Annotated in this window: 21 protein-coding genes; 16 read left to right on the forward strand and 5 right to left on the reverse strand. The window is 65.8% G+C overall.

What is annotated here, in order from left to right; translation table 11 throughout:
- Positions 1-88: 88 nt before the first annotated feature.
- Positions 89-1,510, forward strand: a complete 1,422-nt coding sequence (locus ACTU6V_RS04925; RefSeq protein WP_443475095.1) for a M23 family metallopeptidase — start codon at positions 89-91, stop codon at positions 1,508-1,510.
- 71 nt (positions 1,511-1,581) lie between these two features.
- Here ACTU6V_RS04925 and ACTU6V_RS04930 read toward each other — a convergent pair whose 3' ends face one another.
- Both ACTU6V_RS04930 and ACTU6V_RS04935 read right to left on the reverse strand, forming a co-directional pair.
- A complete protein-coding gene (locus ACTU6V_RS04930) occupies positions 1,582-2,070 on the reverse strand; it encodes an inorganic diphosphatase (RefSeq protein WP_417509954.1) in 489 nt (162 codons plus the stop codon).
- Positions 2,071-2,113: 43 nt separating this feature from the next.
- Positions 2,114-2,746: a TMEM175 family protein gene (locus ACTU6V_RS04935; RefSeq protein WP_443467733.1), complete on the reverse strand. Its 633-nt coding sequence runs from the start codon at positions 2,744-2,746 to the stop codon at positions 2,114-2,116.
- Between the two features lie 64 nt (positions 2,747-2,810).
- On the opposite strand from ACTU6V_RS04935, the gene tilS reads away from it, so the two are divergent.
- Positions 2,811-3,800 carry a tRNA lysidine(34) synthetase TilS gene (gene tilS / locus ACTU6V_RS04940; protein ID WP_443467732.1) on the forward strand — a complete coding sequence of 330 codons (990 nt, stop codon included), beginning with the start codon at positions 2,811-2,813 and terminating at the stop codon, positions 3,798-3,800.
- Positions 3,801-3,825: 25 nt separating this feature from the next.
- On the opposite strand, the gene ACTU6V_RS04945 is transcribed toward tilS, so the two are convergent.
- On the reverse strand, positions 3,826-4,353 hold the full coding sequence (locus ACTU6V_RS04945; RefSeq protein WP_443475096.1) for a DUF937 domain-containing protein: 528 nt from the start codon (positions 4,351-4,353) through the stop codon (positions 3,826-3,828).
- 85 nt (positions 4,354-4,438) lie between these two features.
- Between ACTU6V_RS04945 and hpt the strand changes: the two genes are divergently transcribed.
- From hpt to ACTU6V_RS04995, 10 genes are all read left to right on the forward strand, one after another.
- The gene (hpt, locus tag ACTU6V_RS04950) at positions 4,439-4,990 is read left to right on the forward strand and encodes a hypoxanthine phosphoribosyltransferase (protein WP_443467730.1); all 552 of its coding nucleotides are present in this window, start codon (positions 4,439-4,441) and stop codon (positions 4,988-4,990) included.
- 66 nt (positions 4,991-5,056) lie between these two features.
- Positions 5,057-7,072 (forward strand): ATP-dependent zinc metalloprotease FtsH, encoded by a 2,016-nt coding sequence (gene ftsH, locus ACTU6V_RS04955; protein ID WP_443467729.1) that lies wholly within the window; start codon positions 5,057-5,059, stop codon positions 7,070-7,072.
- A 2-nt stretch (positions 7,073-7,074) separates the two neighbouring features.
- Positions 7,075-7,686, forward strand: a complete 612-nt coding sequence (gene folE / locus ACTU6V_RS04960) for a GTP cyclohydrolase I (protein ID WP_443467728.1) — start codon at positions 7,075-7,077, stop codon at positions 7,684-7,686.
- Positions 7,683-8,486, forward strand: a complete 804-nt coding sequence (gene folP, locus ACTU6V_RS04965; RefSeq protein WP_443475097.1) for a dihydropteroate synthase — start codon at positions 7,683-7,685, stop codon at positions 8,484-8,486. Before folE ends, folP begins: the two co-directional genes overlap by 4 nt.
- A gap of 2 nt (positions 8,487-8,488) precedes the next feature.
- Positions 8,489-8,866, forward strand: coding sequence for a dihydroneopterin aldolase (gene folB / locus ACTU6V_RS04970; protein ID WP_443475098.1), 378 nt, complete (start codon positions 8,489-8,491; stop codon positions 8,864-8,866).
- Positions 8,866-9,387, forward strand: coding sequence for a 2-amino-4-hydroxy-6-hydroxymethyldihydropteridine diphosphokinase (gene folK / locus ACTU6V_RS04975; RefSeq protein ID WP_443475099.1), 522 nt, complete (start codon positions 8,866-8,868; stop codon positions 9,385-9,387). Before folB ends, folK begins: the two co-directional genes overlap by 1 nt.
- On the forward strand, positions 9,384-9,860 hold the full coding sequence (locus ACTU6V_RS04980) for a DUF3180 family protein (RefSeq protein ID WP_443467724.1): 477 nt from the start codon (positions 9,384-9,386) through the stop codon (positions 9,858-9,860). Before folK ends, ACTU6V_RS04980 begins: the two co-directional genes overlap by 4 nt.
- On the forward strand, positions 9,817-10,407 hold the full coding sequence (locus ACTU6V_RS04985; RefSeq protein ID WP_443467723.1) for a PH domain-containing protein: 591 nt from the start codon (positions 9,817-9,819) through the stop codon (positions 10,405-10,407). The genes ACTU6V_RS04980 and ACTU6V_RS04985 overlap by 44 nt, the downstream gene beginning before the upstream one ends.
- Complete coding sequence (locus ACTU6V_RS04990) at positions 10,404-12,113, forward strand: PH domain-containing protein (RefSeq protein WP_443475100.1); 1,710 nt, start codon at positions 10,404-10,406, stop codon at positions 12,111-12,113. The genes ACTU6V_RS04985 and ACTU6V_RS04990 overlap by 4 nt, the downstream gene beginning before the upstream one ends.
- Positions 12,103-12,780: a DUF2520 domain-containing protein gene (locus ACTU6V_RS04995; protein WP_443467721.1), complete on the forward strand. Its 678-nt coding sequence runs from the start codon at positions 12,103-12,105 to the stop codon at positions 12,778-12,780. Before ACTU6V_RS04990 ends, ACTU6V_RS04995 begins: the two co-directional genes overlap by 11 nt.
- 25 nt (positions 12,781-12,805) lie before the next feature.
- On the opposite strand, the gene ACTU6V_RS05000 is transcribed toward ACTU6V_RS04995, so the two are convergent.
- Entirely contained in the window at positions 12,806-14,608 is a 1,803-nt protein-coding gene (locus tag ACTU6V_RS05000; RefSeq protein ID WP_443475101.1) for a DUF2207 domain-containing protein, read from the reverse strand.
- 60 nt (positions 14,609-14,668) lie between these two features.
- Between ACTU6V_RS05000 and lysS the strand changes: the two genes are divergently transcribed.
- A complete protein-coding gene (gene lysS / locus ACTU6V_RS05005) occupies positions 14,669-16,201 on the forward strand; it encodes a lysine--tRNA ligase (RefSeq protein ID WP_443467719.1) in 1,533 nt (510 codons plus the stop codon).
- A gap of 3 nt (positions 16,202-16,204) precedes the next feature.
- Here lysS and ACTU6V_RS05010 read toward each other — a convergent pair whose 3' ends face one another.
- Positions 16,205-17,311 carry a DUF4192 family protein gene (locus ACTU6V_RS05010; RefSeq protein WP_443475102.1) on the reverse strand — a complete coding sequence of 369 codons (1,107 nt, stop codon included), beginning with the start codon at positions 17,309-17,311 and terminating at the stop codon, positions 16,205-16,207.
- Between the two features lie 117 nt (positions 17,312-17,428).
- Between ACTU6V_RS05010 and ACTU6V_RS05015 the strand changes: the two genes are divergently transcribed.
- The 3 genes from ACTU6V_RS05015 to ACTU6V_RS05025 all read left to right on the forward strand — a co-directional run bounded on the left by ACTU6V_RS05015 (position 17,429) and on the right by ACTU6V_RS05025 (position 19,927).
- Positions 17,429-17,602 (forward strand): hypothetical protein, encoded by a 174-nt coding sequence (locus tag ACTU6V_RS05015; RefSeq protein ID WP_443467717.1) that lies wholly within the window; start codon positions 17,429-17,431, stop codon positions 17,600-17,602.
- 77 nt (positions 17,603-17,679) lie between these two features.
- Complete coding sequence (gene cls / locus ACTU6V_RS05020; protein ID WP_443475103.1) at positions 17,680-19,152, forward strand: cardiolipin synthase; 1,473 nt, start codon at positions 17,680-17,682, stop codon at positions 19,150-19,152.
- A gap of 34 nt (positions 19,153-19,186) precedes the next feature.
- Positions 19,187-19,927, forward strand: a complete 741-nt coding sequence (locus tag ACTU6V_RS05025) for a hypothetical protein (RefSeq protein WP_443475104.1) — start codon at positions 19,187-19,189, stop codon at positions 19,925-19,927.

The raw sequence follows: 19,927 nt of genomic DNA on the forward strand, positions 1-19,927 counted from the left end.
GCGTTTCTACGCGACGATGGAGCGTTCGCAACGTCTCTGGATACAAGAAATCACCTGTTGCGGATGTGAAAGATGTTGTTACTGTTGCATGAGTGATTCCTGTGAAAGGGGCCGTGTGAACGTCGAGCAGTCCGCAATGGATGCTGCGCTAGAGGCCGGCGACTCGTGCAACTGCGCGCCCAGTGCTGAAGAACGCAAGGCGTTCTGGCAGAAGGGATCGCTGACCCGCCGCAATGCGCTGGGTCTTGGAGCTCTCAGCGTCGCAACCCTCAGCGCATTCGGGATCGGTGCCGGCGTCAACGCCGCCCACGCTGCCTCCTACCCGAGCTGGGATGATGTCCAGCGGGCGAAGAACAATGAAGCCGCGAAGGCTTCGGAAGTCTCACGCATCGAGGGACTGATCCAGTCGCTCACCCAGCGCGTCGCCGAGACCAAGGCCGCGGCGGAAGCAGCCGGCAACGAGTTCTACGAAGCACAGCAGGCGTACTTCGCCGCGATCGCCGAAGCGGAATCGCTTCAGGCTCAGGCCGATGAACAGTCGACGATCGCAGTCGAATCTGCTCGCAAGGCCGGCCAGGTAGCAGCCCAGCTCTATCGCAACGGTGGCGATGACACCGCACTTGAGCTCTTCTTCGCCGGTTCCGCAGCCAGCGCCGACGACCTTCTATCGCGCCTGGGCACGATGGACAAGATGCTGGGCTTCAACCAGTCCGTCTACGACAAGGCCGTGGCAGCCCGAAACTCCGCACAGGCGCTGAGCGATCAGGCTGTCGTCGCCCGCACTGAGCGCGACCGCCTGCAGAAGATCGCCGAAGAGAAGATGATCGCCGCGCAGAACGCTGCCACGGCAGCCGAGGCGGCTCTCGCCGAGCAGACCGAGTACCTCGGGACGCTCGAAGCTCAGCTCGCAGCCCTCAAGGACGACACGGCAAAGACCGTCGCTGACTACCAAGAAGGCGTTCGCGTTCGCGAGGCCGAGCGCAAGGCGGCTGAAGAAGCCGAGCGCAAGCGCCGCGAGGAAGAAGCCGCCAAGAACAACCAAGGCGGCGGCGGTGGCGGCGGCGGGGGCGGTGGCGGAGGCGGCGGAAACGTCGGCTCCGGTGGCTGGGCCCGCCCGCATGGCGGATGGCGCAGCTCAGGGTACGGACCGCGCATGGTGCAGTGCGGCACAGGCTACTGCTCGAGCGGCTACCACTATGGCGTCGACCTCGCCAACGGCTGCGGCGCCCCCATCTACGCCGCGAACTCCGGCACCGTCGACTACGCCGGTTGGAATGGCGGCTACGGCAACTACGTCCGCATCCAGCACGGCGACGGTGTGGGCACAGGCTACGCTCACATCAACTCATTCGCCGTCCGCAGCGGACAGTGGGTCAACTCCGGACAGGTCATCGCGTACGCCGGCAACACCGGCAACTCCTTCGGATGCCACCTGCACTTCGAGGTGTACATCTGGGGCGGATACACGAACCCCATCAACTTCATGGCGGCACGCGGGGTCTCGGTCTGAGCCCGCAGCACCTATGAAGAAGCCCTCGGCCGCATCTGCGCTGCCGAGGGCTTCTTCGTGGAATTCTGAGGTCAGTGCGTCTCGCCCGCGCGAACGATGGCCTCATCGAGGATGCGCTGTGCTTCGGCGGCGTTGCCCCACTCATCGACCTTGACCCACTTGTTGGGCTCGAGGTCCTTGTAGTGTTCGAAGAAGTGCGCGATCTCCTTCTTCGTGTACTCAGCGATGTCGTCGATGTCCTGGATGTGCGCCCAGCGCGGATCCTTGGCGAGCACAGCGACGAGCTTGTCGTCGCCGCCGGCTTCGTCGCTCATCTTGAGCACGGCGACCGGACGCACCTCGACGACGACGCCGGGGAAGATGGCGTGATCGAGCAGCACCAGCACATCAAGCGGGTCGCCGTCTTCGCCGAGAGTGTTGTCGAAGTATCCGTAGTCGGCGGGGTAACCGAAGGTCGTGTAGAGCACGCGGTCGAGGTGGACTCGTCCGGTCTCGTGGTCGACTTCGTACTTCACGCGGCTGCCGCGCGGGATCTCGATGACGGCGTCGTGTGCGCCCATGCGTGTGCTCCTCAGGAAAAACGGGTGGATGCCGCGGACTAGCCTACCCGCGCGTTCGGAAGAGCTTGTTCAGCGCTCTTGCGAGAGTGCCGGTGAGCGCCAGGAGGAAGAGGGCGAAGTACCCGACCGACCCGAACGCGATGACGATGATCAGCGCGATGCCGAACAGGATCGCCGAGGCGATGTCCGCCACCGCCCCCAGGCGTATCCGCTGCGGGTCAGCCCGCGTGTACGTCGGATGCCGCAGAAGGTAGATGCGCCCCGCGAAGGTGGTGAACTGCGTGAGGATCAGCGTGCCGATGTACAGCACAGCCTGCAGCGGATCCGAGTCCATCTGGCCGATCATCGCGGTCGGCACCGGCAGCCAGACGATGGTCGCCATCCAGGCCACGTTGATCCACAGCAGCGGACGGGTGATCACCTCGACATCGTTGTACTGGCGGTGATGCCCGATCCAGGAGTTCGCGATGAGCACGAAACTGAGCACGAAGCTCGTCAGCTGACCGCTGTGCTCGTTCAGGAAATCGGCGGTGCTGAGCTTGTCGGAGGCTGCCTCTGAGACGGACTCCATCAGCGGCAGGATCAGCAGCGTCATCGCGATTGCGACCACTGCGTCGACGAACGCCTTGAATCGCTCTGTGGAGAACGACTGCGTCATCTGCTCGTGCTCTGTCACTCGCCCAGAATATGACCGGGATGCTTCCCGCGATAGATGCGCGTCGGTGTCGTACCGTGGAGGGATGCCTTCGCTCCCGCCTGCTGTCGCCGAGATCCGCCTTGCCGTGCGCGTCGCGCTCGCCGATCTGCCCGACGGTGCGACGGTGATCGTCGCGCTGTCCGGGGGCGCAGATTCGCTCGCGCTCGCCGCGGCGACCGTTTTCGAAGCTCGCTCTCGCGGGATGCGCGTGCTCAGCGCCACGATCGATCACGACCTGCAGGAGGGCTCAGACGAGGTCGCGGCCTCGGCCGCGGTGCAGGCTGAGAGCCTCGGCATCCGCTCTCTTGTTGCGAGAGTCGACGTCTCGTTCACTGAGGGCGGACTCGAGGCCGCTGCGCGCGACGCGCGCTACGCGGTGCTGCGCGGCATTGCCGCGAGCGAACGAGCGGATGCTGTCCTGCTCGGACACACTCTCGATGACCAGGCCGAGACCGTCCTCCTCGGGCTTGCCCGCGGAGCCGGAGCGACCAGCCTGCAGGGCATGGCACCGCGCCGCGAGGACGAGGACGGCACCGTCTGGCTGCGCCCAATGTTGGGGGTGCGCCGCGCGACGACAGAGGCGTTCTGCGCAGCATCCGATCTGGACCCGTGGCACGATCCGCACAACCGCGAGCACCGTTTCGCGCGGGTCAGGGTGCGCGAGAACGTGCTGCCGGTGCTTGAATCAGAGCTCGGGCCTGGGATCGCTGAAGCGCTCGCTCGCACTGCCGAACAGCTCCGGGAGGATGCCGAGGCGTTCGACGAGATGATCCACGAGACTATCGAGGACATCGTCGAGCACGCCGAAGCCGGCATCTCGGTCAGCGTCGCGGCACTCGCGGCGAATCCCGCAGCCCTGCGCAACCGCATCATCCGGCTTGTCGCGCACAGCGAGTTCGGTGCGAGCCTGTCGCGCACGCAGACGCTTGAGGTCGCGCGCCTCATCACCGACTGGTCGGGTCAGGGGCCGATTGATCTTCCGGGGTGCGCCGCCTACCGGGAGGGCGCGCGGATCTTCTTCCGCGCACGGTAGAGGCGAAGCCTCGGCCGCGTCGCGGCTACTTCTTGCCGCCGAAGAGGCCGCCGAGCAGGTCGCCGATTCCGCCGCCACCCGAAGACGAGCCGCCGCCGAGCAGGCCGCCGATGATGTCGCCGAGCCCGCCACCGGATTCACCGGACGCGGCACCCGAGTCAGACTTGCCCTTGGTCGCGTTGGCGATGAGGCCCATGACGATGGGTGCGAGGATCGGCAGAAGCTTGCCGAAGTCGATGCCAGGCGTCTTCTCAGAGGCGTTCAGCTTCGCGGCAACCTCGCCGGCGTCGCTTCCGAGCACGTGCTGCACGATCTTGCCGCCGTCGGCCTGATCGATGTCGTCGACCTTGCTCACGCCGGGCTTTCCCTCGTGGCGCTTGAGAGCATTCTGAATTGCGGCCCCGCCCTCAGCGGTCTGAGCGTTCTTCGCGAGGCCGCTCAGCAGCACGGCACCGCCCTGTTCAACGGCCTTCGATGCCTCGGCAGGTGAGACCCCGAGTTTCGCGGCGATGTCTTCGATCGGAACCTGCTTGAGAATGTCGTCAAGAGCCATGGGAGATCCTTCCGTCTGGGGCATCCGCCCGCTCAGTCCCCACAGTATTACCGAACCCACAGCATCCGTCACCTAAAATCAATTCATGCGCGCGGCTGAGATTCAAGATGACCTTGCAGAGATCCTCGTTACCGAGGAGCAGATTCTGGCGAAGCTTCAAGAGCTCGCCGACCGAGTCGCGAAGGACTACGAGGGCAAGGATCTCCTCCTCGTCGGCGTGCTCAAGGGTGCTGTCATGGTGATGGCGGACTTCGCCCGCGCACTGCCCTTCCACGCGCCGATGGACTGGATGGCTGTCTCGAGCTACGGCTCCAGCACGAAGTCCAGCGGTGTCGTCCAGATCCGCAAGGACCTCGACACCGACCTGCACGGCAAGCACGTGCTCATCGTCGAAGACATCATCGACTCGGGCCTGACCCTCAGCTGGCTGCTCGAGAACTTCGAGTCCCGCGGCCCCGAGTCGATCGAGGTCCTGGCGCTGCTGCGCAAGCCAGAAGCTGCGAAGGTCGAGATCGACTGCAAGTACGTCGGCTTCGACATCCCGGTCGAGTTCGTCGTCGGCTACGGCCTCGACTACGACGAGCGCTACCGCAACCTGCGCGATGTCGCGGTGCTTGCGCCGCATGTGTACTCCTGACCCCCCGCTACGCCAGGGGCGAATCACAGCGAGGCCCAAGGACACGCGCGATACGCTGAACGGACCATGGACGTGAAGAAGATCACCCGAAACCCGCTGCTGTATGTAGTGCTGATCGGTGTCCTGCTGTTCGGCGGATTCTTGCTGATCTCGAATCTCGGCGCCCCGAAGCAGATCACCACGCAGCAGGGACTCGACCTGCTCGCGGGCGAGACAGTCACCGAGGTGACGACCACCGACGGTGATCAGCGCGTCGACATGACCCTGTCGAAGGCCTTCGAAGACTCGAAGGAAGTCCAGTTCTACTACGTAGAGGCGCGCGCCGACGAGGTCGTCACGGCGATCAGCTCCGCTGATCCGAAGGACGGCTTCAACGACGTCGTCCCGCGGGCCACCTGGTTCGACGGCATCCTCTCGCTTCTTCTTCCGCTCGTACTGCTGGGTCTGCTGTTCTGGTGGCTGCTCTCCTCCATGCAGGGTGGCGGCGGCAAGGTCATGCAGTTCGGCAAGTCCAAGGCGAAGCTCGTCAGCAAGGAGACCCCGACGGTCACCTTCGCCGACGTCGCCGGTGCCGATGAGGCCATCGAAGAGCTCGAAGAGATCAAGGAGTTCCTCCAGGATCCTGCGAAGTTCCAGGCGGTCGGCGCCCGCATCCCGAAGGGCGTGCTGCTGTACGGCCCTCCCGGAACAGGTAAGACCCTCCTCGCCCGCGCTGTCGCCGGCGAAGCGGGGGCTCCGTTCTACTCGATCTCCGGTTCAGACTTCGTCGAGATGTTCGTCGGCGTCGGAGCATCCCGCGTTCGCGACCTGTTCACCCAGGCCAAAGAAAACGCGCCAGCGATCATCTTCATCGATGAGATCGACGCCGTCGGTCGCCACCGCGGCGCCGGCATGGGCGGCGGTAACGATGAGCGCGAGCAGACGCTGAACCAGATGCTCGTCGAGATGGATGGCTTCGACCCGAACGCGAATGTCATCGTGATCGCGGCGACCAACCGTCCCGACATCCTCGACCCCGCGCTGCTCCGTCCTGGCCGCTTCGATCGTCAGATCGGTGTGGATGCTCCAGGGCTCAAGGGCCGCCTGCACATCCTGCAGGTGCATGCCAAGGGCAAGCCGCTCGCGAAGAGCGTCGACCTCGAGGTCGTCGCGCGCAAGACTCCCGGCTTCACCGGTGCAGACCTGGCCAACGTCCTCAACGAGGCAGCGCTCCTCACCGCGCGCTCCAACGCGCAGCTCGTCGACAACCGCGCGCTCGATGAGGCCATCGATCGTGTGATCGCTGGGCCCCAGCGACGCACGCGCGTCATGAAGGACCGCGAGAAGCTCATCACCGCGTATCACGAGGGCGGTCACGCACTCGCCGCTGCAGCGATGAACTACACCGACCCGGTGACCAAGATCACGATCCTGCCTCGAGGCAAGGCCCTCGGCTACACGATGGTGATGCCGCTGGATGACAAGTACTCGGTCACCCGCAACGAACTGCAGGATCAGCTCACCTACGCGATGGGTGGACGCGTCGCAGAAGAGCTCATCTTCCACGACCCGACCACCGGCGCATCGAACGACATCGAGAAGGCGACGAGCATCGCCCGCAAGATGGTCATCGAGTACGGAATGACGACCAAGCTCGGACCGGTCAAGCTCGGCTCTGAGGGCGGAGAGCCCTTCGCCGGTCGCGACATGGGCCGCGGAAGAGAGTACTCCGAGTCGGTCGCCGAGCGCGTCGATACCGAGGTGCGCGCACTCATCGAGCAGGCGCACGACGAGGCGTACCAGGTGATCAGCGACAACCGCGACATCCTCGACCGTCTCGCGCTCGCGCTGCTCGAGGAGGAGACCCTCGACCACAACGAGATCGCCGAGATCTTCTCCGACGTGCGCAAGCTTCCCGAGCGTCCGCTGTGGCTCTCGAGCAGCGAGCGCCCGGTGTCGGACCGACCGCCGATCGAGATGCCGAAGCGCGTCATCCCTGCGGATGCCGCGGCCTCTGTCGATGCGTCAGCGGATGCTGCGGCATCCCGTGGCGCAACCGGCGGCGCCCCGGCATCGGGGCAGGCGCGCCCGGCGACGGCCTGATCATGGCCGTCGACCGGGAAAGGGTCGAACGGCTGACCCGCGAGCTGCTCGAGGCGATCGGTGAGGACCCGGATCGACCGGGACTGAAGCAGACCCCGAGCCGAATGGCAGATCTGTACTCCGAGTTCTTCGCCGGAGTCGGCCACGACGCGGCAGAACCCCTTTCTCGCACGATCAGCGTCTCGCGCGGCCCCGCCCCCGAGACGCTGGCGTCGGGGGCCGTGCTGCTGCGTGACATCCGCTTCCGCTCGGTCTGTGAGCATCACCTGCTGCCGTTCGCCGGTCACGCGCACATCGCATACCTGCCCGGCGAGCAGGTGGTCGGTCTCGGTGCGCTCGTGAAGGTCGTCGAGGTCCTCTCCGCTCGTCCGCAGGTGCAGGAGCGCCTCGGCGAGCAGATCGCCGACACGATCGACGAGCACCTCGACACCCGTGGTGTCCTCGTCGTTCTGGATGCGGTGCACGGCTGCGTGACGATGCGCGGAGGACGTCAGACGGATGCCTCGACGCTCACGATCGCGGCACGCGGCGAGTACCGCGAACCGGTGGCGCGTGCGGAGCTGATCGCGTTGATCGGCGGGACCCTTCGACTGGCTCAGGGGCCGAATCAATGACCGGGATCTGGGGAATCGTCAACGTCACCACTGACTCGTTCAGCGATGGCGGACGCTACATCGATCGCGATCACGCGATCGCGCACGGCCTGATGCTGCACGCTGCCGGGGCAACCGTGCTCGACATCGGCGGTGAGTCCACTCGACCCGGTTCCGAGCGCGTGGACCCTGCCATCGAGCTGCAGCGGGTCCTCCCGGTGATCGAGGCTCTCGCGGAGCGCGGGGTCGCGGTGAGTGTCGACACGCTCAACGCATCGACCGCGGCTGCTGCGGTGCGTGCGGGCGCGCGCATCGTCAATGACGTATCCGGCGGACTCGCCGACCCGGACATGCGCGCGGCGGTCGCCGAGTCCGGCGCCGACTTCGCGATCGGGCACTGGCGCGGACCGTCCTCTGACATGTACGCCCGCGCCGAGTACCGACGCGCCTCGCGTGAGGTGGCCGCAGAGCTGCGCGAACGCATCGGGGAAGCAGCCCAGGCCGGCATCGCTCCGGCGCGCATCCTCGTCGATCCAGGAATCGGCTTCGCCAAGACCGGTGACCAGAACTGGGATGTGCTGCGCGGACTGGCCGATGTCACGGCCCTCGGCTACCGCGTGCTCATCGGCACGTCGCGCAAGCGTTTCCTGAGCGCCCAGCTGGCCACGGTCGGGGACGTCGAGGTGTCGGAGGATCGTCTCGATCTCGCAACCGCGGTCACCAGCGCTCTCGCTGTTCGCCACGACGTCTGGGCAGTCCGTGTGCACGACGTCGGCGCGACGCGCGACGCGATCGCGATCGCGCGGGCATGGGAAGGATGAGCATGTCGACCACGGATGAGATCCGCCTCACCGGCCTGACGGTGTTCGGTCGGCACGGCGTCTTCGAGCACGAACGCGAAGACGGGCAGGACTTCACGATCGACCTGCGTCTTCTGGTCGATCTGTCGGATGCCGCGGCATCCGATGACGTGACCGACACCGTGCACTACGGGGAGCTGGCAGAGAAAGTGGCCGCGGTCGTCGCCGGCGATCCGGTGAACCTCATCGAGAAGCTCGCGCAGCGCATCGCGGATGCCGCCCTCGATGACGATCGGGTGCACGAGGTCGAGGTCACGGTCCACAAGCCCCATGCACCGATCCCGCTGACCTTCGCGGATGTCTCGGTCACCATCCGCCGCACCCGGACGGCGGCCCGCTGATGGTCCGGATGCCTCCGATCCCGACGCTCGATCCTCGCCCTGGCCGCGACGCTGTTCGCGCGGTCGTCGCCTTCGGCGCCAATCTCGGAGATCGTGCCGAGACGATCCGTCAAGCGGCCGAGCGCATCGCGCGGCTGCCGCTCGTTGAAGATCTGCGGCTGTCCGAGCTTCACGAGAGCGTTGCCGTCCGCCTCGACGGGCCGGACCCCGACGCCCCGGCGTATGTGAACGCCGTTGCTGTGCTGACGACGCGGCTCGCGCCTCAGGTGCTGCTGGGTCTCCTGCACGCGATCGAAGACGAGCACGGCAGAGTGCGCACGGAGCGCTGGGGTGACCGCACTCTCGACCTGGATCTGATCGTCTACGGCGATACGGTCTCCGACGATCCGCACGCACTGCTGCCGCATCCCCGGGCAGCCGAGCGGATGTTCGTTCTCGAGCCGTGGCTGAGTCTCGATCCGGATGCTGCGATTCCGGGCGCAGGCCGGGTCGCCGACCTCGTCGAGGCGCTGCGAAGATGAAGCGCACCTCTCCGCTCGTCCTGATCCTGCTCGCCATTGTGGGTGGAGGCATCGGCTATCTCGTTGATCATCTGCTCACGATCGGCGGCCGGGCGACCTTCTCGCCGTCGCCTCTTCTGCCCGTGCTGCTTCTGCTGCTCGCCGCGGCAGTGCTCGCGCTCGCCTGGCCGGTGCGGCGCAGCGTGCGCGGGCGCGTACGCATCGATCCCTTCCGCGCGATGCGAGCAGCGACACTGGCGCGCGCATCCAGCCTGCTCGGTGCGATCGTCACCGGTTTCGGAGCAGGGCTGTCGGTGTTCCTCCTGTCGCGCCCCGTGGGTCCCCAGGTAGGGTCGATTGTGGCCATGACGGTGCTGGTCGCGAGTTCGCTTGTTCTCGTAGTCGCGGCTCTCGTCGCCGAACAGTTCTGCACTCTTCCAAAGGATCCTGATGACCGACAGCCAGATGACCCCGCCGGAGCCGCAGGGGACTGAGCTTCCACGCCCCGCCGACTCGGTGCTGGATCAAGGCTCCTACGACCAGCTTCGGCAGCCCCGTGGAGCGGGCCGTCTCGAACTCGATGGCCGGTGGCATCAGATCTCTCCGCGCTATGTCGCATCGCAGTTCGTGCAGAATGGCATCCTTCTCGTTCTCCTGATCGCCGTCGTGCTGGTGGTCGCACTCGTGCTGCACCAGAAGTGGGTGTGGATTCCTGGCGGTATCGTCGCAGTCCTGATCGTGGGGACTCTCGTGATCCTGCCGCGGCAGGCGAAGGCGATCGGCTACATGCTGCGTGAGGACGACATCGTCTTCCGCCGCGGCATTCTGTGGCAGCGCATCATCGCGGTCCCCTACGGACGCATGCAGCTCGTCGACATCACCCACGGGCCGCTCGATCGTGCCTTCGGCGTCTCTCAACTGAAGATGGTCACGGCAGCCACTGCCACCGGCGTGCAGATCCCCGGTCTCACGCAATCCGCGGCCGAGTCGCTCCGCGACACGCTCATCGACGTCGCCGAGACCCGCCGGACCGGCCTGTGAGCACCCCGGAACAGCACGACCCGAACCTCCGACCGGCGACTTCGGTCGCGGAGACCAGCGAACTCGCCGACGGCGAATGGCACCGGCTGCACCCGCTGACACCGCTGTTTAAGGGCGGCCTGGTGCTCATCATCGTCGCGGGCATCGTTCTGAACAACTTCCGCGAGCGGATTATCTTCTGGCTGGTCAGCCTCTTCGCGCCGGAAGAAGCGCACATCGAAGACTTCGGGGGCGGCGACCCCGTCGACTGGGTACTGGAGAACAACCTCATCCTGATCGCGATGCTCATCGTGCTCGGGGTGCTGGTGATCCTCATCGTGGGGTTCTGGCTGGTGTGGCGGTTCCAGCAGTTCCGCATCTCTGACGAGTACGTCGAAGTGCGCAAGGGCATCATCTTCCGCTCTCAGCGCCGCGCACCGCTCGACCGTGTGCAGGGCGTCAACCTGACCAGGCCCTTCCCCGCCCGTCTGATCGGGATGGCCAAGCTCGAGGTCGTCGGCGCAGGAACCGATGCCAACGTGCCGCTGGAGTACCTCTCGACCCCGAAGGCTGAGACCGTGCGCACGGACATCCTCCGCCTGGCATCCGGCGCTCGTGCCGCGCGTGAAATCCGGCAGAGCGGTCGCGCGGACCAGAGCGGCCATCACGAGAGCGGTGCTCCGCAGACCATGCGCTCGCAACTCGTCGGGTCGGTGAACGACGGCGTCAGCGGCATCATCGGTGGGGTGGACCTCGACGACGTCGAGCCCGAGAGCGTCGTGAAGATCCCGACCGGCAGGCTCGTCGGATCTCAACTGCTCTCCGGTGTGCTGTGGTTCGGATTCTTCTTAATCCTCTTCGCGATCGTGCTGGCCTTCACAGTTCCGGCGATCCTCGCCGATGTATCGGGGCCGGAGGCCACTTTCGCGATTCTCGGAGTGACGCTCGGTGTCGGTATTCCGCTGGTGATCGCCACCGTCGCGATCACCTGGGCGCAGATCTCGAAGTCGCTGCGCTACTCGATCGCGTCGACCGCCGACGGCATCCGGATCACTTACGGACTGTTCACGACGATCACCGAGACGATCCCCCCGGGGCGGATCTTCGCGGCCGAGGTCACGCAGTCGCTGCTGTGGCGCCCGTTCGGATGGTGGACGATCAAGATCAACCGGATGAGCGGCAAGAGCCTCTCCGCGCAGCAGTCCAGCACCGCGCAGCAGTTCAACATCGTGCTGCCGGTCGGCGTCGCAGCCGACGTGCGGCGGGTGCTCGAGCTCATCGTGCCAGATCTTCCGGCAGATGACCTGCCGCTGGTGTGGGAGCACGGAATCCAGGGACCGCAGCAGGACGCAGACCCGTACCGGGTGATGGCCCGTCGCGCATGGTGGCGACGTCCCTTCTCGTGGAAGCGGCACGGCTTCGCCGTCACTGACTTCGCGCTGCTGCTGCGCCGAGGGGTGTTCTGGCGGAAGCTTGCGATCTTCCCGCTCGTGCGGCTGCAGGGCATCTCTGCGGAGCAGGGACCGATCGATCGGGCGCAGCGCGTCGGAGCCCTCAAGGCGCACAGCGTCACCGGTCCCGTGCTCGGAGACGTCGTCGGCATCGAGAGCGCGCACGTGAACGAGTCGCTCGATGGCATCGCGCATCGTGCCGCGTCTGCCGTGCAGCGCGATCACGGTCACCGGTGGGCGGAAGGCGCACCTCCCGAGGCGCCGCATGAATCGTGATGGCCGGCTCGGGGTCGGCATCATCGGCGCAGGCCGAGTCGGCCCCGTGATCGGTGCGGCTCTCGGCGGCGCAGGTCACGCGGTGGTCGGAATCACGAGCGGCTCCGACGACGATCGGGTCGCCGGTGTTCTCCCCGATGTGCCGGTGCTCGATGCCGAAGAGGTGCTCCGGCGCAGCGAGCTGGTGATTCTGGCGGTTCCCCACGACGAGTTGCCTGGCCTCGTGCGGGGCCTCGCCGAAGTCGGCGCCTGGCAGCCGGGACAGATCGTGCTGCACACCGATCCCGCCTATGGCATCAGCGTGCTCGAGCCCGCTCAGCGATCGGGCGCCATCCCGCTCGCCGTGCATCCTGCCATTTCGTTCACCGGCACCTCGATCGACCTGCGCCAGCTGCAGGCGAGCTTTGCCGCGGTCACCGCTCCCGGCCCGGTGCTGCCGATCGCTCAGGCGCTCGCCGTCGAGCTCGGTTGCGAACCGGTCGTCATCAGTGAAGACGACCGGGCAGCCTACGCGGAGGCGATCGCCACGGCATCCGAATTCTCACGCGCGATCATCGGCCAGTCGACCTCGCTGCTGCGCGGCATCGGCATCGAGAACCCGGGCGGCTACCTGTCGGCACTCGTGCAGTCGACGGTTGAGACGGCTCTGCGCGAAGCATCCGACTGAGCGCGTTCGGCGACAGGGAGGGGGCTCAGCGCCCGCCGGAGAATCCTCCACCGCCTCCTCCGCCGGAAAATCCTCCGCCGGAGGAACCGCCGAAGCCTGACGAACTGGCGGTCGAGGGGGCCGAATAGGCCGACGAGGAGTGCACGGACGACGAGAACGCTCCCAGTGCGTACCACTGGAAGCCCACGTTCGAACTGTCCATCCAGGTGGCCTGCTGATTCGCCTGGCGGTAGCTGTGTTCGAGCACCTCGCCCCACTCGCGCTCCTGCCCGAACACGATCGCGTAGGGGAGCAGCTTCTCGTAGACGTGGATGACGTCGACGCTGCCGTCGCTTCGGCGATCGGCGCCGCTGTAGGACTGCAGCATCCGCAGACGATCCTCTTCGGCGACGCGGATGAACTCGCGCACACCGTCGAGATACTCCAGCTGCAGTGCGCCCTCTTTCGTCAGCACGGTGTGCGTGCGGAAGGCCGAAACGGTCGTGATCACGAGGAGTATTCCGCTGGCGAGCGTTACGAAGAAGACCGGCCCGGCGGACTCGCGACCGGTGAACATGCTCCACAGCAGCAGCACGGCAAGGGCTGCGAACACCGCGATCGCGATGATCTGGATGACCCGTGCCACGGTGCTCGAGGCTTTCGTCGTGAGTCCGCGCTCTGCGGCGGCCGCAGGGCCGCTCGCGATCATGCTCTGCATGCGCGCGGCGAATGGCTCATCGTTCTTGGGCAGCTCGAGCACTGTGCCGCTCGGGGCCGAGCCGAAGAGCAGCTGCAGCGCGTTTGCGTCGAGGGGGTCGGGGGTCGGGGCATCAACGCGACGCAGCCGGGGCTGCTTGTCGGCGCTCCCGTCTGGGAGTTCTTCGATCCGCAGCGATCCGCGCACCGCGAGGTGGATGATCTCGGCGGAGACAGGGTTCCTCGCATCGGGGTGGATCGCGCCTGCGAGCAGCGGCGGCATGTCATCGGGTACGTCGTACTGCGCGATCACGATGCCGGTGGCACGCCGACGTCGGCGGATCATGTTCTTCGTCGCGAGCCATCCGCCGAGGGAGAGCAGGAGGACTCCGCCGCCCAAGGGGTACGGGGCGATGTCGGTAGCGGCGTTGGGAAGGCGTGCGGGCGGCTGTGTGATGGTGCCGGCTTCCAGGGCGATCGCCACGCTGATCCCTGAAGCCGCTCGAAGATCGTGCCGTTCGACGGTGAAGGTGCCGTCTCCGTCGTCCTGCAGTTCGCACGTCGTGTGGGAGCCGAAGCCGCCCTCATAACAGGCCGTGTCGCCGGTGAGGTGAGACGTCAGCTCGTCATCGAAGATGATCTCGGCGTGGAAGACATCGACGTCTTGCGTGCTGTCGAGGGGCAGCAGGTCCCAGTAGAACTCATCGACCTTCGTCTCTGTCGCGTCGAGGATGATGTCACGCATCTCGTACTCGATCACGTAGGTGTTCGCGCCGTGCACGAACTCATCGCCTCCGGTGAGGACGTAAAGGATGCCGTCGTCCTCTTCGGTCTCGTACTCGATGTCGTTGCCGCTCTCATCGCGAACGGCGAGGATCGTCGGCTCGGTGCTGGCACCTCGGTAGGACAGTGGATAGCCCACGACGATCCCGCGGCTCTGGTCGAACTCGGGGAACTCGGCAACACGCGTCTCCTGGACGCGCAGGGTTGCACGTCCGTCGTCGTCGATTCCGACTTCGAAGGTCGCGTCCCACGAGGAGAAGTTGAAATCGTCCACGTCGGTGGGCTGCGAGGCTGCGGACGCCGCGGCGGTGGGCCCCGCGAGCAGGACTCCTGCAGCGATGAGCGCGAGTGCAAGTGACCGGAGGTGCATGCTCCGAGGTTAGCCGCAAGCAGGCCCGGTAAACTCGAAGTTGACTTGCAAGGAGCCCTGATGACTGACGCGTCCACCGCGCCCGCTGACAACACCCCGGACAACGCCGAAGGCGATGACGTTCATGAGCAGAAGGCTGTTCGTCTTGCCAAGCGCGAGCGCCTGATCGCGCAGCGATCGGATGCCGCCGGCGGAGCCTTTCCGGTCGGAGTTCCGGTCACGCACTCGATCCCCGCGCTGCGCGCGGAGTACGCCGAGCTCGAAGCAGGTGAAGAGACCGGAGCGATGGTCGGCATCGCCGGCCGCGTCGTCTTCAGCCGCAACACCGGCAAGCTGTGCTTCGCATCGCTGCAGGCCGGCGATGGTTCTCGCATCCAGGCGATGATCTCTCTCGCCGAGGTGGGCGAGGAGTCGCTCGCCCGGTGGAAGGAATACGTCGACCTCGGCGACCACGTGTTCGTGCACGGACAGGTGATCTCCAGCCGCCGGGGTGAGCTGTCGATCATGGCCGATGACTGGACGATCGCATCCAAGGCGATCCTGCCGCTGCCGAACGCGTACGGCGATCTGAGTGAGGAGAGCCGGGTCCGCAGCCGCTACCTCGACTTGATCGTCCGCGAACAGGCTCGTACGACGGTGCGCGCACGTGCAGCCGTCAATGCCAGCCTTCGTGCGACCTTCACTTCGCACGAGTACCTCGAGGTCGAGACTCCGATGCTGCAGGTGCAGCACGGCGGAGCATCCGCTCGTCCGTTCATCACGCACTCGAACGCCTTCGACACCGAGCTCTACCTGCGTATCGCACCTGAGCTCTATCTGAAGCGCGCCGTCGTCGGTGGTATCGAGCGCGTGTTCGAGATCAACCGCAACTTCCGCAATGAGGGCGCCGACTCCACTCACAGCCCCGAATTCGCGATGCTCGAGGCCTACCAGGCCTACGGCGACTACAACCAGATGGCAGAGCTCACTCAGGAGCTCGTGCAGCAGGCTGCGATCGCTGTCAGCGGCTCCACGACAGTCACCTGGGCCGATGGCACCGAGTACGATCTGGGCGGCGAGTGGGATCGCGTCTCGATGTACGACTCGCTCTCTGCGGCGGTCGGGCGCGAGTTCACGATCGATGACTCGGTGGCAGAGCTCACCGCATTCGCCGAGAAGAATGGCGTCGACGTACCCCCGCATGCAACGCACGGAAAGCTGATCGAAGAACTCTGGGAGCACTTCGTCAAGGTCGATCTGACCCGCCCCACGTTCGTCATGGACTTCCCGGTCGACACATCGCCGCTCGTGCGCGAACACCGCTCCCGCGCTGGCGTCGTCGAGAAGTGGGACTTGTACATTCGCGGGTTCGAGCTGGCGACAGGGTATTCCGAGCTCGTCGACCCCGTCATCCAGCGCGAGCGCTTCGTCGAGCAGGCGAAGCTCGCAGCCCGCGGCGATGTCGAGGCGATGCGCGTCGACGAAGAGTTCCTGCGTGCGCTCGAGCACGGCATGCCGCCGACAGGCGGCATGGGGATGGGCATCGACCGTCTGATCATGGCGATCACGGGTCTCGGCATTCGCGAGACGATTCTCTTCCCCCTCGTCAAGTAGCACTCAGCCCCGGCGGAACGTCCACTCGGGGAGGACCGCTGCGCTGATGAGCGTGCTGAGCAGCTGCGCCAAGGAGTACTCCGGGTCGATCTCGGACGCGGCCTCGAGGTAGTGCGCAGCGTGCGTCGAGCGTCCGAGCGCCCACGACAGCCACGCTGCCACCGTCAACGGGGCGGCCCGGTAAGCGCGCGGGGCGCGTGCGGCCACATTGCGCGCGAGGGTCAGCGCTAGCCGGAGACGGTCGGCATCGGGTGCATCGCCCTGCCCGATGAAGATCTGACCCAGTTCGGGGGGAACCGCCGTGCCGTGGTGCGTGAAGGCGAGCTGCGCGTCGAGGATCCCGACGCCGGTGGGCAGATCCGTTGCCCACTGCACCAGGGCGGCATCGCGGAAGGTCGGTCGGTTCATGCACCACAGCAGTGCTGCCGACGCGAACGGCGGCAGGTTCTCCGGCCGCTCGAGCACCGTCTCGAAGAACAGCGGCAGATCATCGAGCAGGAGCGAAGCGTTGATCGCCTGCGGATTCTCACGCGCGCTTCGCGGGGCGCGTTCGTGGTCGAGGACCTCCGTGAGGTCGTGCAGAGCCCGGCCCACCCTTTCTTTCTCAGCGAGGTCGACCTGGGGCAGCTCCGCACCGTCGGCCTGGTCGCCGGAGACGTCTGCGATGCCGGGCACTGGCGGCGCGCCGGGGATGTCGTCGAGGGAGCCCAGGGCCGGCTCGTCATCCAGGTAGCTCGACCATCCGGATGCCATGACGCAGAGCGCAGCGACGATGCGGAGCCCCGAGTCCATCGCGACAGCGAGCAGATCCTCGACGACGACGGTGTGGGGGAGCACCATTCCGTCTCTCGTGTACTGCGGTGGCTCGTCGGTGTAGATCACGACAGCAACGGCATCTGTCTTGCTCACTTGTGAGACCAGCCCGACTGCGGCGTCGACGAACTCCTCGACCTCGACGGCGTCTCGTGGGAGGTCGATCCGCATCGCTCCGCGCGCGCGGGAGCTCGCGAACGGCACGAGCATGATGCTCTGCCGCGGTGTGAAGCCGGCAAGAGCCGGGACGAGGCCGAGGAACTCGGCGGAATCTGCTGCTTTAAGGACTGTGGTCATGCAGAGAGTGTGCTCGAAGGGGCGCCCGCACAACGATGATCCACAGCCGCGACTGGTACTTGGTGATTGTGCAGAAGGAGTGGGCTTCGCTCAGCGTCGACCGCGTACGATAGAGGCATGGACACTTTCTGGGCGGCAGCGGCATGGTCGATTCTGCCGACCCTGGGAGTCGGCGTCGTCTTTTTCTTCGTGCTGCGGGGGATCCTCCGATTCGACCGCACCGAACGCAAAGTGCACTCGCAGATCGAGGCAGAAGAGCGCGCGGCGCGCGGCCTGCCGCCGCGCAGCTGATTGCAACGTCCCCGGCACGCAGTACGCTGATGGGGTGCGTCTGATCCGGCGCCCGTTGACGTTGGCCAGGGGTGCGCATGAATCTGAATCTGAACCCGATTCAGTGGCCGTGGTGGGTTCTCGCGTTCGCCGTGGTGGTTGACATCTCGGTCCGCGTCACAGCGATCATCGTGATCCCGCGCAACCGGCGTCCCACGTCGGCGATGGCCTGGCTGCTCGCCGTCTTCTTCATCCCGTACCTGGGTGTGCTGCTGTTTCTGGTCATCGGCAACCCGCGCCTGCCTCGTGCGCGCCGTCGCAAGCAGGATCAGATCAACGAGTACATCGCCGAGACCAGCGACCATCTGCGCTTCGGCACCCTGCGACCCCACGCGCCCGACTGGCTGCGGTCCGTCGTCTCGATGAACGAGCGTCTGGGCGCGCTGCCGATCTCGGGCGATAACGGTGCGCACCTGATCAGCGACTACCAGGAGTCGCTCGACGCCATGGCAGAGGCGATCCGCGGCGCCAAGCAGTACGTGCACGTGGAGTTCTACATTCTGCAGTCCGATGCGTCGACCGATAATTTCTTCCGTGCGATGGAAGAAGTGGCAGCGCGCGGCATCCCGGTGCGGGTGCTTCTCGATCACTGGGCCAACCGGTGGAAGCCCAACTATCGCAAGACCATCAAGCGGCTGGATGCGATGGGGGCGAATTGGCATCTGCTGCTGCCGATGCAGCCGCTCAAGGGACGCATGCAGCGCCCTGATCTGCGCAATCACCGCAAACTCCTCGTCGTCGATGGCACCGTCGGGTACCTCGGTTCGCAGAACGTCACCGATTCGTCCTACAACCTGCCGAAGAACATCAAACGCGGCCTGCACTGGGTCGATCTGATGGTCCGCGTCGACGGCCCGATCGTGCTGAGCCTGAACGCGATGTTCCTCTCTGATTGGTACAGCGAGACCGACGAGATCCTCAGCGAGATCGACATCACTCATCCCGCATCGGGCTCGGGAGATCTGGACTGCCAGATCGTGCCGTCCGGTCCCGGATTCGAAGTCGAGAACAACCTGCGTCTGTTCCTCGCGCTGCTGTACGGCGCGCAGAAGAAGATCATGATCGTCAGTCCGTACTTCGTGCCGGACGAGGCGATGCTGCTCGCGGTGAGCGCAGCATGCGACCGCGGCGTGCAGGTCGAGCTCTTCGTCTCCGAAGAGGGGGATCAGGCGGTCGTCTACCACGCCCAGCGCAGCTACTACGAGGCGCTGCTGCGGGCCGGTGTGCGCATCTGGATGTATCGCAAGCCCTACATTCTGCACACCAAGAGCCTCACCATCGATGACGAGATCGCGGTGATCGGGTCAAGCAACATGGACATGCGCTCTTTCGGTCTCAACCTCGAGGTATCGATGCTCGTACGCGGTGCGGAGTTCGTCGACGAGCTGCGCGCGGTCGAAGACCAGTACCGTGCGCTGAGTCGCGAGCTCACTCTTGAGGAGTGGCTGAAGCAGCCGCTGCGCTCCACAGTGCTCGACAACCTCGCACGGTTGACCTCGGCGCTTCAGTAGCGCTCTGTCAGGACTTGCACGCTAATCTGAAGCCATGATCACGCCATCGCGTCTGGTTCTGTCAGTTTCCGCTGCGCTCGCCGCGGCACTGCTCCTGGTCGGTTGCACCGGATCGGCTGGCGAGCAGCCGCCGACGAGCAGCGCGGCGCCAGACGATTCGAGCAGCACGGACGAACTCGGCGACGACTTCGAAGCGGCCTGGCTCGACAACGGCCGGATGTTCTCTCTCGTGACGTGGGGTTCTTCGTCCTGCGTTCCGATCGTCGATGAGATCTCCGCCGAGGGGCAGAAGGTCGCGGTCTCGCTCGTCGATGCGCCGAACGCCGACGGCAGCGAGAAGGTGTGCACGGCAGATTTCGCCCCGCGCGCGAGCATCGGCGGACTCCCCGAAGGCGTCGATCCGACGAAGGATGTCGAGTTCGTCGTGACACTCGGTGACATCACCGAAGACGTCGACCTCGACGGGAACGCGGCGCTCACCGGAACCGGCGGCGAGGCCACCGACTACGAGCCCAGTGCCGGATGGTTCGACGACGAGGGCATCGTGCTGCTCACGTGGGGCTCGTCGACGTGCCCGCCGATCGTAGAGAACGTCGAAGTGCAGGGTGCTGGCGCCACCGTCACCTTCAAGACCGAAGACGGCATGTGCACGATGGATATGGCACCGCGGGCAACTCTGCTGGGAATGAGCGACGACGTCGACGACGACGAGGACTTCACGCTCACGCTCGTCGGAGGCAACCTCGACGGAACCGTGCACGTTCTGCGCGGCTGA

The sequence above is a fragment of the Microbacterium zouquanmingi genome (genome assembly GCF_052266675.1).
Taxonomy (GTDB): domain Bacteria; phylum Actinomycetota; class Actinomycetes; order Actinomycetales; family Microbacteriaceae; genus Microbacterium.

Excerpts from the sequence above, each read along its gene's own strand:
- ACTU6V_RS04945 (WP_443475096.1), bottom strand. The coding sequence starts at position 4,353 with ATGGCTCTTGACGACATTCTCAAGCAGGTTCCGATCGAAGACATCGCC.
- folE (WP_443467728.1), top strand. The coding sequence starts at position 7,075 with ATGGCCGTCGACCGGGAAAGGGTCGAACGGCTGACCCGCGAGCTGCTC.
- cls (WP_443475103.1), top strand. The coding sequence starts at position 17,680 with ATGAATCTGAATCTGAACCCGATTCAGTGGCCGTGGTGGGTTCTCGCG.
- tilS (WP_443467732.1), top strand. The coding sequence starts at position 2,811 with ATGCCTTCGCTCCCGCCTGCTGTCGCCGAGATCCGCCTTGCCGTGCGC.
- ACTU6V_RS04980 (WP_443467724.1), top strand. The coding sequence starts at position 9,384 with ATGAAGCGCACCTCTCCGCTCGTCCTGATCCTGCTCGCCATTGTGGGT.
- ACTU6V_RS04985 (WP_443467723.1), top strand. The coding sequence starts at position 9,817 with ATGACCGACAGCCAGATGACCCCGCCGGAGCCGCAGGGGACTGAGCTT.
- folK (WP_443475099.1), top strand. The coding sequence starts at position 8,866 with ATGGTCCGGATGCCTCCGATCCCGACGCTCGATCCTCGCCCTGGCCGC.
- ftsH (WP_443467729.1), top strand. The coding sequence starts at position 5,057 with ATGGACGTGAAGAAGATCACCCGAAACCCGCTGCTGTATGTAGTGCTG.
- folB (WP_443475098.1), top strand. The coding sequence starts at position 8,489 with ATGTCGACCACGGATGAGATCCGCCTCACCGGCCTGACGGTGTTCGGT.
- ACTU6V_RS05025 (WP_443475104.1), top strand. The coding sequence starts at position 19,187 with ATGATCACGCCATCGCGTCTGGTTCTGTCAGTTTCCGCTGCGCTCGCC.
- folP (WP_443475097.1), top strand. The coding sequence starts at position 7,683 with ATGACCGGGATCTGGGGAATCGTCAACGTCACCACTGACTCGTTCAGC.
- ACTU6V_RS04930 (WP_417509954.1), bottom strand. The coding sequence starts at position 2,070 with ATGGGCGCACACGACGCCGTCATCGAGATCCCGCGCGGCAGCCGCGTG.
- hpt (WP_443467730.1), top strand. The coding sequence starts at position 4,439 with ATGCGCGCGGCTGAGATTCAAGATGACCTTGCAGAGATCCTCGTTACC.
- ACTU6V_RS05000 (WP_443475101.1), bottom strand. The coding sequence starts at position 14,608 with ATGCACCTCCGGTCACTTGCACTCGCGCTCATCGCTGCAGGAGTCCTG.
- ACTU6V_RS04925 (WP_443475095.1), top strand. The coding sequence starts at position 89 with ATGAGTGATTCCTGTGAAAGGGGCCGTGTGAACGTCGAGCAGTCCGCA.
- ACTU6V_RS05015 (WP_443467717.1), top strand. The coding sequence starts at position 17,429 with ATGGACACTTTCTGGGCGGCAGCGGCATGGTCGATTCTGCCGACCCTG.
- lysS (WP_443467719.1), top strand. The coding sequence starts at position 14,669 with ATGACTGACGCGTCCACCGCGCCCGCTGACAACACCCCGGACAACGCC.
- ACTU6V_RS05010 (WP_443475102.1), bottom strand. The coding sequence starts at position 17,311 with ATGACCACAGTCCTTAAAGCAGCAGATTCCGCCGAGTTCCTCGGCCTC.
- ACTU6V_RS04995 (WP_443467721.1), top strand. The coding sequence starts at position 12,103 with ATGAATCGTGATGGCCGGCTCGGGGTCGGCATCATCGGCGCAGGCCGA.